The following is a 15750-nucleotide window of genomic DNA, read 5'->3' as shown; positions in this document are numbered from 1 at the left end:
ATGTCACGACTACATCCACATGGGCATGCAGGCCAAAAGCCTAAGATTATCTAGGAGCCGATTTGGAGGTGAAAGTCGCACGTCCGGTTCTGAAGGAGAGGTGCGAGGGATAATACCCTCCATCGACTCTAACAATCATTCTTCGTTTAAAGGTGCAAATCGGCCTGTAGAATGGGTAACTTGGAACGACGCGACAGAATTTTGTCAGAAACTCTCAGAAATAACAGGTAAGAAATATAGTTTACCCAGTGAGAGTCAGTGGGAATATGCGCGCCCGTGCAGGAACAACTACACGATTTTATTTTGGGGAAACTATAACGACTGAGTTAGTTAACTATGATGGTAGGTATCCTTATGGTGATGAACTAAGCTGACTTTAGGGCAAAAATGTCAATAGCTTATAAAGAAGTCTTAGAAACAAAGTATTGGTTATCTCTTCTCAAAAATACTAACTATATTGAAGAAAAAGCTTTTGAAAGTATCCATCAGGATGCAGATGAGATTAGCAAAATCTTATTTTCCATCATCACAAAAACTGAAAAGGCTGATAACTGGAAAAGCTGATAACTGATAACTGATAACTGCTCACTGAAAAAAGGCTGATAACTGATAACTTTTCACTGAAAAAAGGCTGAGGTTATTGTCAGTTAAGCTACTCAGAGCGAATAAATATTTTTTGGTGACGAAGGAGCCTGACTTTGAAACTAAACTACCTCTTAATGTGTTTGTAGGGTTGCCTTGCAGTGGCTGGATCGAGATTAAATTGACTGTCTATAAATTGCACTGGATGATAAGTATTAATCCACAGATGAGCGCCACATTTTGCTGGATTATAAGGTCGATAGACGATTTGGCAAGGACCTGAAATATATAAGTCATAACCATAATAGTTGCGCTCGTTGTGCTTGAGTGACACTACTGGTTCTAATTTCTCTGGAGCCGTTCTACTAAACTTACCCAAACTTACCCATACACGTTCGCATAGGTTTTGGAGCTAGCTTCCTGTTTCTGTGAGAACCACTGACCGCAGTCTGTAACTTATTCTCTCCACAGGCTTCAATTCGCTTGGAACTCAAGCTACTGATTCACATAGTTTTTCAAGTTGACAGCAGCATTAAAATCTCTGTCAGTTTCAAAACCGCATTCACTACATTCATAAGTTCTCAAGTGCAATGGCATTTTCTGTTTATGCCCACAGTTTGAACATATTTGAGAACTTGGATAAAATCTATCAGCTATGACTAATTCACTGCCGTACCATTCACATTTGTATGTAAGTTGACGTTTAAATTCATAAAATCCACAATCAGCAATAGCACTTGCTACTCCGTGATTTTTGAGCATTCCACTTACGTTTAAATCCTCAATTACTTAGGTGGCTGTGGTTTAAAGCTCGCCCATGTTGTGAGTTTATGTAGTGCATCTGCTCTGATATCGGCTACTGCTTGGTGCGCGTTCCGCAAGCGAGCTGACGTCGTCGCGGGGTCGCATCCGCTTTTTTGTGAACCTTTGCTAGTTTTTTTACTGCTTTGCGTCTGTTTTTGGAACCAATAACTTTTTTACTGACTGCACGTTGATGACGAACTAATCGTTTTTTGGCTTGCCTGTAGGCTTTGACATTAGCAAATTTGCTGCCATCAGAACAGGTTGCTAATGTATTTATGCCTATGTCTACACCTATAGTTTCTCCAGCTTTTTCTGTTGGATAAGATTCAAAATTGTACTTGAAACTGATGTACCAACTATCTGCTTTTTTTGATATAGTGACGTTTTTTATTGGTACAGATGGTAAGATTTCGTATGTTTTTACTACTCCTATTCTGGGTAATTGTATGTAGTTTCCTTGGAAAATTTTAATACTTCCTTCTAAGTAAAAGCTGTCTTTTCTACCTTTTTTTTTAAATTTTGGGAATCCACGGCTCGCAATAGTTAGAAAGTTTTTAAATGCCCTCTCTAAGTCTCTTAATGCTTGTTGAGGGGCACATTTAGATACCTCATAATACCATGGATTAATTGATTTGACTTCCGCTACTAAGCGTTTATGCAGGGTAATTGCACTGGGGCGTTTTTTAGTTTCTTCGTACTCAGTAATGCAAGTTGCTAACCCCCAGTTATAAGCATGACGAGCTACTCCTGCGTGTTTGGCAAGTATTGTTTTTTGTTGGTTGTTAAGTTTTAGCTTAGTCTTAAAAGATTTCATGATTATTAGAGTTGTTGGCACTAAGCGCGCAGTTCTGCTGTTTCATATATAGTTAATAAGTTAAACATAAATCTAGTATACCACAGTAAATGTCTAATTGTGTCTCACTTTGTCCAATTATTTTAATACTGTTGATAGCCCTTATTACTTATAATCTTCTTTTGATTAACGTGAATCATTATGAGGTACAGTGGTTTCCCGATAGTGCCAGATACCTTTCGGACCGCGCCGAGCCGGAATTATTCTAGGCATCCACTGTTAGAAACAGGAATTTCCCAGAATCTGCCTTTTTTTTCCGCTCCTTTGACTCTACCTTGAGCGAGTAAAACTAATAAACGTTGACGAGAGATACCTAATAAAAAAGACGCTTCTCTAGTGCCCATAATTTTCTCCTTCACTATTGACCAATAGTTAGATTAAAAAAAAGATAACATAAAAAGAAGTTATCTAGTAATAAGTATAAACACTCACTAGATGAGAGATACCTAATAAAAAAGACGCTTCTCTAGTACCCATAATTTTCTCCTTCACTATTGACCAATAGATAGTTAGGTGTAAAAAAAAATAACATAAAAAAAGAGGCTATCTAAAAATTTGTCTTAAACTAAAAAAGTAATAGTCTCTATATATAATATTTAAAAATTCTAAGGTTATGGTCAAGTGGAGTCCTGAAAGCTACAAAAATCGCAGAAAGCGTTTTACTTTATTGGTGATTTGCTAAAAAAATTACCCTTGTAAGCTCTAAAAAGATTTATTGAAAATGAATGATTCTGTTTCTACTCCGCAACTACCGATAACGATTGGAGTTACAGGAGCATCAGGACTAATTTATGCTGTCAGAACTATTAAATTCTTGTTAGCATCCAATTATACTATTGATTTAGTAGCATCAAAAGCCTCCTACTCAGTCTGGCAAGCAGAACAAAATATTAAAATGCCTGCCGAACCAACTAAACAAGAAAAATTCTGGCGAGAGCAAGCAGGAGAAGAAAACAATGGCAAACTCCGTTGTCATCCTTGGCAAGATATAGGAGCTAATATTGCTAGTGGTTCCTACAGAACTAAAGGTATGATAATCATTCCTTGCAGTATGGGAACAGTGAGTAAATTGGCTGTTGGGTTCAGCTCAGATTTACTGGAGCGTGCAGCAGACGTACAGTTAAAAGAAGGTGGGAAACTAATCCTAGTACCACGGGAAACACCTTTTAGCTTGATTCATTTACGAAACTTAACTACTCTAGCAGAAGCAGGAGCAAGAATTGTCCCGGCAATCCCAGCTTGGTATCATAATCCCCAAACTATAGAAGATTTGGTAGACTTTGTGGTAGCTCGTGCTCTAGACCAATTTGGTTTAGATTGTGTTCCTATAAAACGGTGGATAGGCCATGAATAGATCTCGGAATTTACTGTTGTTAGTAGTTTTAATCTTGATAATTGTTGGGTTGGCCTTGTTTTCTTGGCAAAATTGGTCCCCTAATTTATCTTTAACTTTTTTGGGGTTACGATCTATACCTCTACCTTTGTCTCTATGGATTTTAGGTGCTTTTCTTGCAGGTGTGATTACTTATTTGTTGATTTATGGTACTTTTGGACTTTCAAATTACCTGTTAAAAAAGAATTTACAACCTGCTAGACCTCGTTCTAGAAAGTCTCATCATCAAGATAGAACCGAGGAAGTTTGGGATGCTTCACAACCTCAAGTAACTTCAGATTCTCAAAGCTCTTTTAACCTGAATAAAAATTCAGAAGTAACTGAGGCAGATGAAAATTATGATGATTGGCAACCAAGACCTCCCAGGGTTAATCGTTCTTGGGATGGCACCACAGAGGAACAAGATTTAGAAGAAACAGAAGAATCTGTTAATCAAAGTGCTACTAAAAATCATGAAGCAGAACAACAGCCAAAAACAGGTTCTTGGTCTGGTTCTGTATATTCTTATGGTTATCGTGATAGTAGCAGTTCAGGTGTTGGTCAAACTGAATCTGTTTATGATGCAGATTATCGGATAATTACTCCTCCTCCTCCTGCAGATACATCTATACCTACTCAAGAGGAAAAAGATGAGCAAGTTTCTGACAAAGATAATCAGTCAGAAGATCCAAAATAAGTTTGGCTTTTGTTTAATAGTGTTTTTTCATCATAAAAATTCGGTAAGTGCGAAACCACCGTCTTTTAAGCGGTGGAAGGATTTTTTTTGATTTTATCCCCTTAAAAGGGTCGGCTTTAAACCTGAATTTTTGAATGAATAATTATTAACTATCAACTCTTAATTATTCATTGTTCATTATTCATTATTCATTATTCGGTAACTTATGAATTTTAGTAATAATAAGAAGTTGTTACAGGGAGTAAATCTTTATCTAGTTGGTATGATGGGGGCGGGTAAAACAACGGTGGGAGAGTTGCTATCCCAAGATTTAGGATATCGTTTTCTAGATACGGATAGTTTGATTTCTCAAGTTGCTGGCAAGTCTATCAATGAAATTTTTGCTGATGATGGTGAAGCAGCGTTTCGCCAGTTGGAAACAAATGTATTGGCAGAAGTATCTAGTTATAAAAATTTGACTATTGCAACAGGTGGTGGTATAGTATTGAACCATTTTAACTGGAGCTACTTACAGCATGGTATTGTCGTGTGGTTAGATGCGCCTATAGAGGTATTGCATAGTCGCTTACAGGGCGATCGAACTAGACCTCTGCTTCAGGATAGAGACCCTCTAGGTAAACTTCAGGCTCTTTTAGAGGAGCGACGGCCACTTTATGCTAATGCAGATGTTCATATTCATGTGGACCCTACATCTACTCCGGAACAGTTAACTATGTTAGTTTTAGCAGAAGTAAAAAAAGTTGTAAGATCGGCTGTACTAAATTAGTTCTTTAAAGGTTCATCCCAACTAAATTCGGCAAGGGGTTCAACAATTAATAATTAATAATTAGGGGTTGCACAGTGACGAATGATTTGAGATTTTTGATGAACAGGATTTGGGATTTGAGAATTGCTAGAATTATTAATATTAGGTTTTTTTAGTCAAAGTCGAACACCTATTTTTTGCAGTATCATTCTATAATGTGCAGCCCCGAAAATTTTGTAGATTATAATAAAAAAACCCCACCATACATCAGGTAGGGAGCAAGGACAGTTAAACGCTATTCTACTATTATCTCAGAAATAAACTATTATTAGTTGTTACATATTTGACAATTTATTAAACGTGTATAATAAAGGTTATACATAAATATAGTCATATATAGTCAAGCGATGTCAAATATCTTTGTTGATTTGTATTAAGAAGCTATTAAATATTTGACAAAATTTAATAACTCAAAGGCCCAAGGTTTAATAGTATAATTAAATTGGCACGCTTAGTTCCAGACTAAATAATCAGAAAAATTCCGAAATCCTCGAATCCTAATATAATTTTAACCCCTTGATTTATCAGATTAGTTGAGAGACATATCCCATAGGAAAAATCATCGGTTTTATACTGAAATTGACCGACTGTGTTTCTTATCTAAAAACCTCTATAACTATGCCAATTATTTAGTTCGTAAATCTTTCATCTTTGAAAAGACAAATCTCTCCTATTACGACCTACAAAAAACACTCTCTACTCAAGGAGACTATCAAGCAATGCCAGCTAAAGTCTCTCAACAAATATTGATGATACTAGACAGAAACACCGAAAAGCTTTTTAGCAGCGAATGAAGTTTATAAACAGAATCCATCAAAGTTTAAATCTCGTCCTCGTATTCCGGGATATAAAAATAAAGTAACAGGAAGAAATCTTCTAGTTTATACCACACAAGCCATCAGCAAGAGGCAACTTGAAACAAGGAATTATTAATCCCAGTAGAACAGGGATTTACCTAAAAACATTAGTACCTACTTCACAAATTAAACAAGTTCGTCTCGTCCCTAGACTTAATCATTATATAATTGAGGTCATTTATGAGAAATGCGAAAAACAATACGAGCTAGAAAAAAATCGTTGTGCTCCTATTGATATAGGATTAAACAATTTAGCTACATTTTCATGTCGGCGACAGCCGAAACTTTTAATAAGCGCCGGGATAAAACCCAAGAGTGATCAATGGCAGACCGTTAAAATCTATCAATCAATACTATAATAAAGTCAAGAGCTTCCTACAATCTAAACTCCGGGAAAATCAATCAAGTAAGAGGCTAAAAAACTTTGTAATCAAAGAGAATTTAAAATCAAAGATTATCTTGCGTATTGCATCTCGTTTGATTATTAATACCCTGATTAATCAGAAAATAGGAACATTGATAATAGGGCACAATCAAGAGTGGAAGCAGAAGATAAATTTAGGGAAAAGAAATAATCAAAACTTTGTATCTGTTCCCTATAACAGGTTAATAGAAATGTTATGTTATAAAGCAAAAATGGTAGGGATAAATGTAATTCTTACAGAAGAGTCTTATATGTCAAAAGCAAGCTTTATAGATAATTATTTGATACCTGTTTACAACAAAAGTGAGAAAAATCAAGTCACCTTTTCAGGAAAAAGAATAAAAAGAGGCTTGTATAGTACCGCCAGCAAAAGATTAATCAATGAGGTGTGTTAATGGTTCTTTGAACATTATGAGAAAAGCAGTCCCAAATGCATTTGACTATGGGATAGAGGGTGTTGTAGTTCCTCCTCCGGAGGAGCTGCGCTAACACGAGCGTCAGGATAACACCTGCGCTCCGAAGGATATGTCATATTTGACTATATTTTTATGAACTATACAACCCATAAGATTAATATTCAAATCTGAACTTACTCTTGAAGCCAAGGCGACATATAATAGCACTTAACGAAACACTCCTGAAGTTGTCCATGATACTACAGTTCAGGATTTTTATAGCGGTTTTCACTCATGTTGACTACAAAACTTCAGCATAGCTGCCCTCAGCTCCCACTGCCTTTAAGCCAAAATCTCTGTATTCTATGAAACATGAAAACTGCTATAAGCCTCACGACACCCTGTGTTCTACTTCATAGCATTAGTATAGGTGAGGTTTAAGGTCTTTCGAGTTTAATTAATTATGCTAGAATTTAAGTCTATAAAGTAAAATTCCTAGCCCTAAACTTGCTTGAGAAATAATTAGTAAAATCACAAAAGACTGCCAATTTTTAAAGCCACAAACTTGAGCATCAAGTCTTACCAATATTCCTGCAGATATTAACACTAAAGCATCGACAGAAATGGTAACCCACCTAATGAAAACTACAAATAAAAAAGCACAAAGAATCACAGAAATAAAGGTAGTAATATCAGATTGAAACCAGGGTTTAATTATTACTTTAAAATTAGGTAGAGGAACAGTTAAAATAATATCTAATAAAAAATAGCAGCTATAACAGCTAGATATAATAACTGAGAAGCTTGGGCATTAGCTAATCTCCAGCCTAAGATGCTGTAACTAATTAAAAGTAGGATTAAAGAAAGTAAAGGTATTAGTTTCACATTAAATTTATAAGTTGGTAGAGATTGCTTGTACTGGACAGGTAGGAATACATTGTTCACATACGATACAACGAGACCTAATAAAATTTAGACGAAAGGTATCAGGTTGTAAAGTCAAAGCTTCTGTAGGGCAAACACCAGTACATAAACCACAGTCTATACAGCTATCTTCATCGATTAAAATTTCCCTACTAGCCAAACATACATCTATATTTCTTAGTCTCATCCATTCAACAGCAGCATCTAATTCATCAATATCTCCCGATAATTCCAGCACTAATTTACCAACTTGATTTGGCGCTACTTGAGCACGAATAATATTAGCAGCAACATTAAAATCTTTTGCCAACCGATAAGTAATTGGCATCTGAATTGAACGTTGTGGAAATGTTAAAGTCACTCGTTTTTTCATAGTTATTTCTATCTCCCCTAATTAGAATAATTAGACTGTTTTTGACTACTCCCCGGACTCAAGTCACGGGTATTCTAAGCAGATACTACGCAACAGGATAAATCCATGTTGCTTCGTTTCTTCGAGCGCTGACCAAAGATACACTCTCTGGGGACAAGTCAAAGTGCCCCTACACAGTCGGCTTAAGTAGGGGCGATTCGCGAATCGCCCCTACAGTTTTGCGGCTTACTTTTGTGATTATATTTGCAGCCCCATTACAGTCTGCAGTCTTCACACCAATTATTCCCTGTTCTATACAAACCACGCTTTATTCTTTTCCCTGACGGTTTCCAATCATTGGCCCGTAGGGTCGGTGCTTCCTTGCTCGGACTCAGGTTCCGAGCACCAGCACCGAGTTTTTCACCATAATTAGGTAGATAGTCACCATCTAAAAATGAAGGGGCGAATGGCCATTCGGCCCTACAAGTATAACTTTCTTCTGTTTCTATAAATATTATTCCATATTCTTCACACAACTGAGCTATTCTTTCTTTGAGTCTAGCTGTGGGAATTGGTACAAATTCTGAATTAAATTTTTTCCCTAATTCTATTTGATTTTTCTGACCTTTATTCCAACCAAAAACAATTTTACCAATAGAATTTTTTAAGCAATGATTAATTACTATTCTGGCTGCTTTATTTATACCCAAATCGCATTTGGCGGTTACGTTTTTCAGTAATAGCAGCTAGCCTATTTGACCAAAATCCTTGAGGTTGATTTTCTTTAATGGTTGATACTTGTTTGTTATACCAACCCACCCCTATCCTCCCGGGAGGGGAACTAAAGGGGTGGGTGTTTACCATCTACAACCCGCGCTAGTGCCTACATTAGATACACAGGTCAACCAATTATTTACACCATGGTCTATTCCTAATACATTTTCTTGATTTAATTGAGGTTTAAATACTACTTCTTTTTATAGACACCATAACCAATAAAAGCATCTATTTCTCGGCAATATTCTCAGTTCTTTAATGGTAGAAAATGCTCTTATACTAGGCATTGGAATTAAAAAGCTATCTATTCCAAACCAGCGTTTACAGGTATTACAAGCGTGGTACTCTGATTTGATTATCTTTAAGTTTTAATGCTTGCTTGGGGTAACTTACTGTAGCCATTCCCCCTTTTTTTCTATAGTTAGGAATCCTTGGTCTGTCTGAGATTTTTTCTTCACTATAGGCAATAATAAGACCATAGTAAGAGCGAAATGATTCAACTACAGTTCTCAATATTTGTTGTGCTGAAGAGCGAATATAAAGCTTTGTAATGATAGTTGTTTTTATAAACTTTTTCCAGGTCAAACTTGCCGAGAGTTTTGTGAGACTTAAAAAATAATTGCCGACCATAATATATTCCCATGTTAGTTAGCTTGTGAGACTGTTCACACAAGAATGTTAAAATAGCAATTAATTCGGGATTTTTACCTACTAAAACTTGCTGACAACAGTACATTTCAAACAGGGGTTGGATGGCTTTATTGTGGTTAATAATAGCACAAGACCACTTTAGTTATCTAGTCTAAACGACTCGGTTGTTTCCATCCCCCGGTTAAAACATGGGGGCCTTTAACCTTGCTTTTCGGTCAAATAAAATACATCTCCTTAAAATCCGACTCCTCGCCTTTCATCCATCGCTTAAAAGACGATGGCTTTCATGCTCCCTATTTAGGTAATTAATTTTTCTGTCCCTTGTTTAAGATGGCAATTGCTAAACTAATAGCTATAGTTTTTAATTGTAAAAATTCTTTAACTTTTTGACAATGAGTGTAAACCCATCTAAGTCTACAAATACTTTCCCTTTCGCAACCCGCCTGAGAAATTTCATTGTGGCGTTGGTCGCGATCGCTTTATCAGTCACCATTTTTATCGGATTACGAACGGAAACTGCTTCGATTTCTTTAGGTGAAATGGCTGAAGCTGCAACACCTCTGAATGTGGCCTTAACAAATGGTAAACCGAGTCTAGTTGAATTTTATGCTAATTGGTGTACTTCTTGTCAAGCTATGGCTCCTGAATTGGAGGAAGTTAAACAACAGTATGCTGAAAATGCCAACTTTGTGATGTTGAATGTGGATAACAGTAAGTGGTTACCAGAGTTGGTAAAATATCGAGTAGATGGTATTCCCCACTTTGTATTTTTGGATCGAGAGGGGTCTGAAGTTGGCCAGACTATTGGAGAAATACCAAAATCTGTGATGACTGCAAATATAGAAGCTTTAATTGCTGGGAATTTACTACCATACGATGGTACTGTTGGTCAAGAGTCTAAGTTTGAAACATCAGTAGCACCAATTAAAGCAAGTCAAGCCGATCCGAGAGTTCACGGTAGTCAAGTGCAATAGTTGTCGATTAAGCTTGTGTATATATAGAGTTACTTGCTTTTTAGTTACTTAGTAATTAAGTATATAGCAATTCTATTCTAATGCTGGTGAGGTACAAAGTTTAGGTAAGAGCAAATAATACCATTTCACGGAAGTTAATTCAGTTAACCTCTTGAGATAGGAACTGTGTTATCAGTACCTCCTACAATAGGGAGTTCATTAATGGATAATGGATAATGGATAATGGATAATTACCTCTGGTTAAAACTGTTACGGAATTGAATATAAGGAAATATCCTAGCACTTTTTTCCCTTGAAAGGGCAGGAGGCGGAATTAGCTGAATTATTTAATTAATAATTATTAATTATTAATTATTCGGTAAGAAGTGCAGAATTTTCTTTTTACCAAAAAATGAGGTCCAAAGCTTCCCCTTTTAAGGGGATGAAAAGCGGTAGTTATGCGAAGCATAACTACGTTAACGGCTGTCGCCGACATGGCAAGCGTAGCATTCCGCACCGAAAAGCGCAGTTTCCCGGAGGGTGGGATGGCGAGGTTTTCTCGCCATATCCATGAGACCAAGAGAATATTTAATTCAGTATTTTTAAGCCTCCGGCTTTAGTCGGAGGTACTGATAACTGAAATGACCCCTTAAAAGTTAGATTGTACAAGCTGAATACTTTGTACTGACAATAATTTCAAACTATTATTTCATATATTAAGGTATGAAACTGTTTGTGACATATTTAAAATGAAATGGTATCACTACAACAAATGTACCTTACTCAGCTAAAAAATACCATAGTTTATTTCTTAGGAGATATAATTTAGTCAATTTTTTAATAAGCTGTCTTTTTTTATACAAGTAACAGAGGTATGATGTTAATTTTTATCTGATAATTTACTCATCAATACTGTTAATATCAACCGCAAATAATGCAAATTGAATCAGTTACAGCAGATTGCAAGTAAATGAAGTTAACTCCTTAATCTGATTAACTGTCAGTATTTTTAAAACTGCTTTATAAATTCAGGACTTACGCAGAACCACCATATCTAGTAGGGGCGGTTTCTTCACGGAATGCTCCGCAAACGCGTTTACGTTTGCGTAGCATCCCGTAGGGAAGTATTCCGTAGGAAACCGCCGCTACAGGTGGCGTATAAATTGATCTTTTGCGTAAGTCCTGAAATTGTAGTTACTGTATCTGTTGACATCCTCCCGACGCTGCTCTACGAGACAGCGCGGGATTCCTAACCATCGCGCTCTTAGGTCTTTCTGCTGCCTCTTGCAGAGGAGCTGCGCTAACAATGCACCAGCCTCCAAGGTCGAGCCTCTTTTCGGTCTAAAGGCGCGCTCAACAGACTGACACTGCTAGCCCAGCAGCCAGACTGTAAGTATCACACACTATTGCCAAAACCGCAAAATTGATTGGTTTTTCCTAGGTCATGCTGCGCAAACATCCCGACGCTCCCTTTCGGGAGAGCGCGGGTCTTCAAGCAACGTTGAGATAAACCTGAAATAGGCTGTATCAACGATCAGGTTTATGATCGGGACTTACACAGAGACTCTATTTATGGGGAGGGCGAATACCATTCGCCCCTACAGATGGTGGTTTTACAGTCAATTTGGGTAAGTCCTGATGATTAGATATTCTGAGTGTTGTCCCTCCACGTCTACAGAACCACTATCAACACCTACTGGACTGTTTCATCTAAAATAGTGCGTTAGATGAGGAGTGTGGGGAGTATGGGGAGTGTGGGTCCCCACCCCTAACCCCTCCTGGGAGGGGAATGTGGGGAGTGTGGGGAGAAAAAGACATCTATAAACAAAAATAAGAGTGTACAGTTTTAGCTGTGTCAGTCCACTACAACTAATTCTTCAAATAAGTGTGGAGGTCTTATAGCAGTTTTTATTAATATAGAATACAGAGATTTCGGCTTAAAGGCAGAAGGCAGAAGCAATGCAAGTCAACATGAGTGAAAACCGCTATCAACCTAATTTAAACAATTGATAATTAATAATTACCTTTCCTTTAAAATAAGAGGATTGAATCAAAAAAATATTTTTATCCCCTTAAAATGGGAGGCTTTAAATCACAATTTTTTGTAAAAATATAGATAAATAAATTCTGAATTAAGTAGAACGTTGCAAAAACAGCAAGTTAGTAACGAAAAGTAAATTTGCCAAAAACTCTCTTCCATTCTGCCTTCTGCCCTCTGCCTCCTGCCTTTTCATAACGATAATTTTCAACACCGACTTACTTAGATAGCTATAGAAAAGGAAAAAAAGCAGATAATATCATATCAAATAAAATACAATTTCATAAAATAGGTGAACTTGTATATCTGTCATAGCCATCCTCAAGAATTTATTGAAAAAACAAATAATAACCCTAGAAAATAACCAATTTTTTCTAGTTTTATCACATATTTTTGCACAACTAAAATATAATTTATATATTATAGCGTTTCTCAACCTAATGAGGTACACCTATCTTTATTTCTCTTCTATTCCTAGTTAAGTGTTCCCTAAAACCAACGAATTTGCCTACCTCACGCTTCTTGGGAATTACTATATGATAAAACTCACCTAATTTGTCAAATAAATCACTTATGAATAAATCATCTATCAATTCTAAAGAATTACAAAGACTTTTAATATTTTATTCTGCAGCAGGAATATTTACTATTAGTGTTCTGGTCGCAATAGTCAGTATAGCTCCTCTTTATAAGCAACTCAAAAGAAACGAAGAAAGCAATTTACAGTCAGCTTTAAGAACTCGAACTTTAGCAGTAGAAGAATTTCTCTCAAAAGCCAAAGGTATTGCAACACAAATTGCTAGTCGTACCCAAGCAAGACTAGAATTAGAAGCTTATAACCGCAGTTTAAATAATCGTGCTTCTACTGTTTCTAACATTACACGTTATCTGAGCGATGCTCTAAATAGAAGCGAAGATGTAGTCGGTATTAGTCGCTTTGATCGAGATAATCAATTGGTAGTTCAACTTGGTTTACCTATCCCTCAAAAATTTTGGGATTTTTCCACTCAGAACTCTCAAAATTCTCAAATTAGCAATCCAATTCGCCTCAATAATCAATCTTATATAATTGTTAGCCAAGCAATTTTTAACTCTAATCAAGAACAACAGGGAACAGATTTAGTTTTATTTAAAACGGAGGATTTAGAAAAATAATCACAGATTATACTGGACTAGGTCAAACAGGAGAAATTTTTTAGGAACCTTTCAAAACCAACAAGTAAAATTATTTTTATCCTCTAGAAATGAAGCTCAAACTTTATCAGAACCTATTATTAAAGCACTGGAAAAAACAGTAGTTCTTCAAGAATCAGGACTGACGTTGATCGAACCTAAATTCTGGACTTATGGTCAAATAATTGCCTTTGAACCCCTCTCAAAAGTAAAATGGGGACTTGTGATTAAAATCGATCGTCAGGAATTGTATGCTTCTGTTAATCGCCAGTTAGCTACCATTGCAATTCTAATAGTTATTTTAAGTTTTCTGGGAGCAGGTGGCATGGTTTTACTATTGCGTCCATTAGCAGGTCAAGTAATTATTCAAACCGACGAACTTGAAGAACAACTTCAGGAAAAAAATCGTACTCTACACGAGTTAAATAATGCTCAAGAAAAACTCCTTTTAGAAATTACAGAACGTAAACAAGCCGAAAATTTGCTACGAGAATCAGAAGCTAAATTAAAAGAACAGAAACAAGAACTTCAGGAAACATTAAAAGAACTTCAGCAGACTCAAGCTCAGATGATTCAAAGTGAAAAAATGTCTAGTTTAGGTCAAATGCTTGCCGGAGTTGCCCATGAAATTAATAATCCGGTGAACTTTATTCATGGAAATATTGTTTATGCAAAAGATTATATTCAAGATTTGCTAAATTTAGTTCAACTCTATCAAAATTATTATCCTCATCCTCATCAAGAAATTGAGGCAGAAATTGAAGCGATCGAATTCAATTTTCTTCAAGAAGACCTCAAAAAAATCCTGAAGTCTATGGAAGTGGGAACAGACCGCATTCAGGAGATTGTCAAATCACTACGCATCTTTTCTCGTTGTGATGAAACCGAAATTAAAAAAGTCGATGTACATGAAGGAATTGAGAGTACTTTAATGATTTTACAGAGTCACTTCAAAGCTAAATCTCAATCTGAATATTCAGATATTCAAATCATCAAAGAATATGGTCAACTACCTTTGATCGACTGTTATCCTGGACAACTTAATCAAGTATTTATGAATATTCTTAGCAATGCAATTTATGCGATTCAAGATGCTCAAAATTCTCAAAAATTTGAATTTAATTCTGGCTTGATTCGGATTAAAACTCAAAGAATATTGGACAATTTAGTACAAATTTGTATTACTGATAATGGAGGAGGAATTAGTGAAGAAGTTCTCTCTCGTTTATTCGATCCTTTTTTACAACAAAACCAGTTGGTAAAGGGACTGGGTTAGGACTTTCGATTAGTTATCAAATTATTGTTGAAAAACATAAAGGAAAACTAGAATGTCATTCTCAAAAGGAAAATATACAGAATTTATCATTACCATCCCGATAAATTTGAGTTAAAAATTTCCTCCCATTCCCGAGCGGCATAAATTTTTAGTTCTATTGTGGATAATTGGTATCAGATAATACTCAACAAACTAAATTTTTCTAGATTTTTGACAAAACTTTTTAGATTGCGGTCTAAGGTAAAAGATTGAGGTGGATAAATTGAAATTCTCTCAAAATCAGGATGTAAAGGATTAATCAAATAATTATATTCTTGAGGAATAATAGCAGAAGGAACCTTTAAAACTGCTGTTGTTTTAGCCGTTAACCATTTATCTCCAATCGAGGCTAAAACATTAGGTGGAGAAGTATCGCGCCAGTTATGGGGTAATAAATTTTCATCTACTTGTTTAATCGGTAAATTATCAGGAATTTTTACACCAATAGATACAAATATATTGCCAAAATTTTCTATTTCCATACTGACTAAAGTTTCTAATGTTGCTAGAGATAATGTGGCTGAAGTATAAATCAAGGATGTACCCTTAGAATTCCAACGCCCTCTGCTACAATTAGAAGCTTCAGCTTTAAAAGCACTATCAATATGTTTTTATGAGAGATTCGCCATACTATTAAACTCATAATTATTATCTTGTAAACTACTAAAATTGAATAAAATTTAGGGTTTGGAATAAATGATTCCAAATATTCAGACTAACTACTAATTAATTTTGTTTCCTGACTCATCGTTCAATATTAATATAAGCTCGGTTTATC

Annotated in this window: 17 protein-coding genes and 2 pseudogenes; 10 read left to right on the top strand and 9 right to left on the bottom strand. The window is 35.9% G+C overall.

Features of this window, described 5'->3' with window-relative positions:
• Positions 1-130: 130 nt before the first annotated feature.
• Positions 131-362 (top strand): annotated as a pseudogene (locus SAGCYANO_RS45980) (formylglycine-generating enzyme family protein); the annotation flags it as partial.
• A gap of 19 nt (positions 363-381) precedes the next feature.
• Positions 382-564, top strand: a pseudogene (locus tag SAGCYANO_RS29895) (four helix bundle protein); the annotation flags it as partial.
• A 145-nt stretch (positions 565-709) separates the two neighbouring features.
• On the opposite strand, the gene SAGCYANO_RS29890 reads toward SAGCYANO_RS29895, so the two are convergent.
• From SAGCYANO_RS29890 to SAGCYANO_RS45975, 4 genes are all read right to left on the bottom strand, one after another.
• The gene (locus SAGCYANO_RS29890; RefSeq protein ID WP_237396848.1) at positions 710-961 is read right to left on the bottom strand and encodes a hypothetical protein; all 252 of its coding nucleotides are present in this window, start codon (positions 959-961) and stop codon (positions 710-712) included.
• Between the two features lie 116 nt (positions 962-1077).
• Positions 1078-1344: an RNA-guided endonuclease InsQ/TnpB family protein gene (locus SAGCYANO_RS50795; RefSeq protein WP_375340019.1), complete on the bottom strand. Its 267-nt coding sequence runs from the start codon at positions 1342-1344 to the stop codon at positions 1078-1080.
• 94 nt (positions 1345-1438) lie between these two features.
• Entirely contained in the window at positions 1439-2200 is a 762-nt protein-coding gene (locus SAGCYANO_RS29885) for an RNA-guided endonuclease InsQ/TnpB family protein (RefSeq protein WP_375340018.1), read from the bottom strand.
• 239 nt (positions 2201-2439) lie between these two features.
• Positions 2440-2583, bottom strand: coding sequence for a hypothetical protein (locus tag SAGCYANO_RS45975; RefSeq protein ID WP_237396847.1), 144 nt, complete (start codon positions 2581-2583; stop codon positions 2440-2442).
• Between the two features lie 377 nt (positions 2584-2960).
• On the opposite strand from SAGCYANO_RS45975, the gene SAGCYANO_RS29875 reads away from it, so the two are divergent.
• The 5 genes from SAGCYANO_RS29875 (at position 2961) to SAGCYANO_RS29855 (ending at position 6789) form a co-directional block, all read left to right on the top strand.
• Entirely contained in the window at positions 2961-3593 is a 633-nt protein-coding gene (locus tag SAGCYANO_RS29875; RefSeq protein WP_202223388.1) for a flavin prenyltransferase UbiX, read from the top strand.
• Complete coding sequence (locus SAGCYANO_RS29870; RefSeq protein ID WP_202223387.1) at positions 3586-4308, top strand: LapA family protein; 723 nt, start codon at positions 3586-3588, stop codon at positions 4306-4308. Before SAGCYANO_RS29875 ends, SAGCYANO_RS29870 begins: the two co-directional genes overlap by 8 nt.
• Before the next feature lie 205 nt (positions 4309-4513).
• Positions 4514-5074 (top strand): shikimate kinase, encoded by a 561-nt coding sequence (locus SAGCYANO_RS29865; RefSeq protein ID WP_202223386.1) that lies wholly within the window; start codon positions 4514-4516, stop codon positions 5072-5074.
• A 572-nt stretch (positions 5075-5646) separates the two neighbouring features.
• The gene (locus SAGCYANO_RS45970) at positions 5647-5907 is read left to right on the top strand and encodes a hypothetical protein (protein WP_237396846.1); all 261 of its coding nucleotides are present in this window, start codon (positions 5647-5649) and stop codon (positions 5905-5907) included.
• Positions 5908-6285: 378 nt separating this feature from the next.
• Complete coding sequence (locus SAGCYANO_RS29855) at positions 6286-6789, top strand: IS200/IS605 family accessory protein TnpB-related protein (RefSeq protein ID WP_202223385.1); 504 nt, start codon at positions 6286-6288, stop codon at positions 6787-6789.
• An 892-nt stretch (positions 6790-7681) separates the two neighbouring features.
• On the opposite strand, the gene SAGCYANO_RS29845 is transcribed toward SAGCYANO_RS29855, so the two are convergent.
• The 4 genes from SAGCYANO_RS29845 to SAGCYANO_RS45960 form a co-directional block, all read right to left on the bottom strand.
• Entirely contained in the window at positions 7682-8086 is a 405-nt protein-coding gene (locus SAGCYANO_RS29845; RefSeq protein WP_202223383.1) for an NIL domain-containing protein, read from the bottom strand.
• 254 nt (positions 8087-8340) lie between these two features.
• Positions 8341-8775, bottom strand: coding sequence for an IS200/IS605 family accessory protein TnpB-related protein (locus SAGCYANO_RS45965; RefSeq protein WP_237396845.1), 435 nt, complete (start codon positions 8773-8775; stop codon positions 8341-8343).
• Positions 8762-8884, bottom strand: coding sequence for a hypothetical protein (locus tag SAGCYANO_RS48200; protein ID WP_255502755.1), 123 nt, complete (start codon positions 8882-8884; stop codon positions 8762-8764). Before SAGCYANO_RS48200 ends, SAGCYANO_RS45965 begins: the two co-directional genes overlap by 14 nt.
• Positions 8885-9172: 288 nt before the next feature.
• Positions 9173-9472 carry a hypothetical protein gene (locus SAGCYANO_RS45960; RefSeq protein WP_237396844.1) on the bottom strand — a complete coding sequence of 100 codons (300 nt, stop codon included), beginning with the start codon at positions 9470-9472 and terminating at the stop codon, positions 9173-9175.
• A gap of 413 nt (positions 9473-9885) precedes the next feature.
• On the opposite strand from SAGCYANO_RS45960, the gene SAGCYANO_RS29835 reads away from it, so the two are divergent.
• The 3 genes from SAGCYANO_RS29835 (at position 9886) to SAGCYANO_RS29825 (ending at position 14933) form a co-directional block, all read left to right on the top strand.
• Entirely contained in the window at positions 9886-10467 is a 582-nt protein-coding gene (locus SAGCYANO_RS29835) for a thioredoxin family protein (RefSeq protein ID WP_202223382.1), read from the top strand.
• 2590 nt (positions 10468-13057) lie between these two features.
• Positions 13058-13639, top strand: coding sequence for a cache domain-containing protein (locus tag SAGCYANO_RS29830; protein ID WP_202223381.1), 582 nt, complete (start codon positions 13058-13060; stop codon positions 13637-13639).
• A 166-nt stretch (positions 13640-13805) separates the two neighbouring features.
• Positions 13806-14933: a sensor histidine kinase gene (locus SAGCYANO_RS29825; RefSeq protein WP_237396843.1), complete on the top strand. Its 1128-nt coding sequence runs from the start codon at positions 13806-13808 to the stop codon at positions 14931-14933.
• Between the two features lie 173 nt (positions 14934-15106).
• Here the strand turns inward: SAGCYANO_RS29825 and SAGCYANO_RS29820 are convergent, their stop codons facing one another.
• Positions 15107-15577 (bottom strand): RES family NAD+ phosphorylase, encoded by a 471-nt coding sequence (locus tag SAGCYANO_RS29820; protein ID WP_202223415.1) that lies wholly within the window; start codon positions 15575-15577, stop codon positions 15107-15109.
• Positions 15578-15750 lie beyond the last annotated feature (173 nt).

Origin of the sequence: Okeania sp. KiyG1 (genome assembly GCF_014132355.1) — a bacterium.
In the GTDB taxonomy this organism is placed as follows: Bacteria; Cyanobacteriota; Cyanobacteriia; order Cyanobacteriales; family Microcoleaceae; genus Okeania.
Note: the sequence above shows the minus strand (reverse complement) of the source record. Positions and strands in the feature narration are given on the sequence as shown.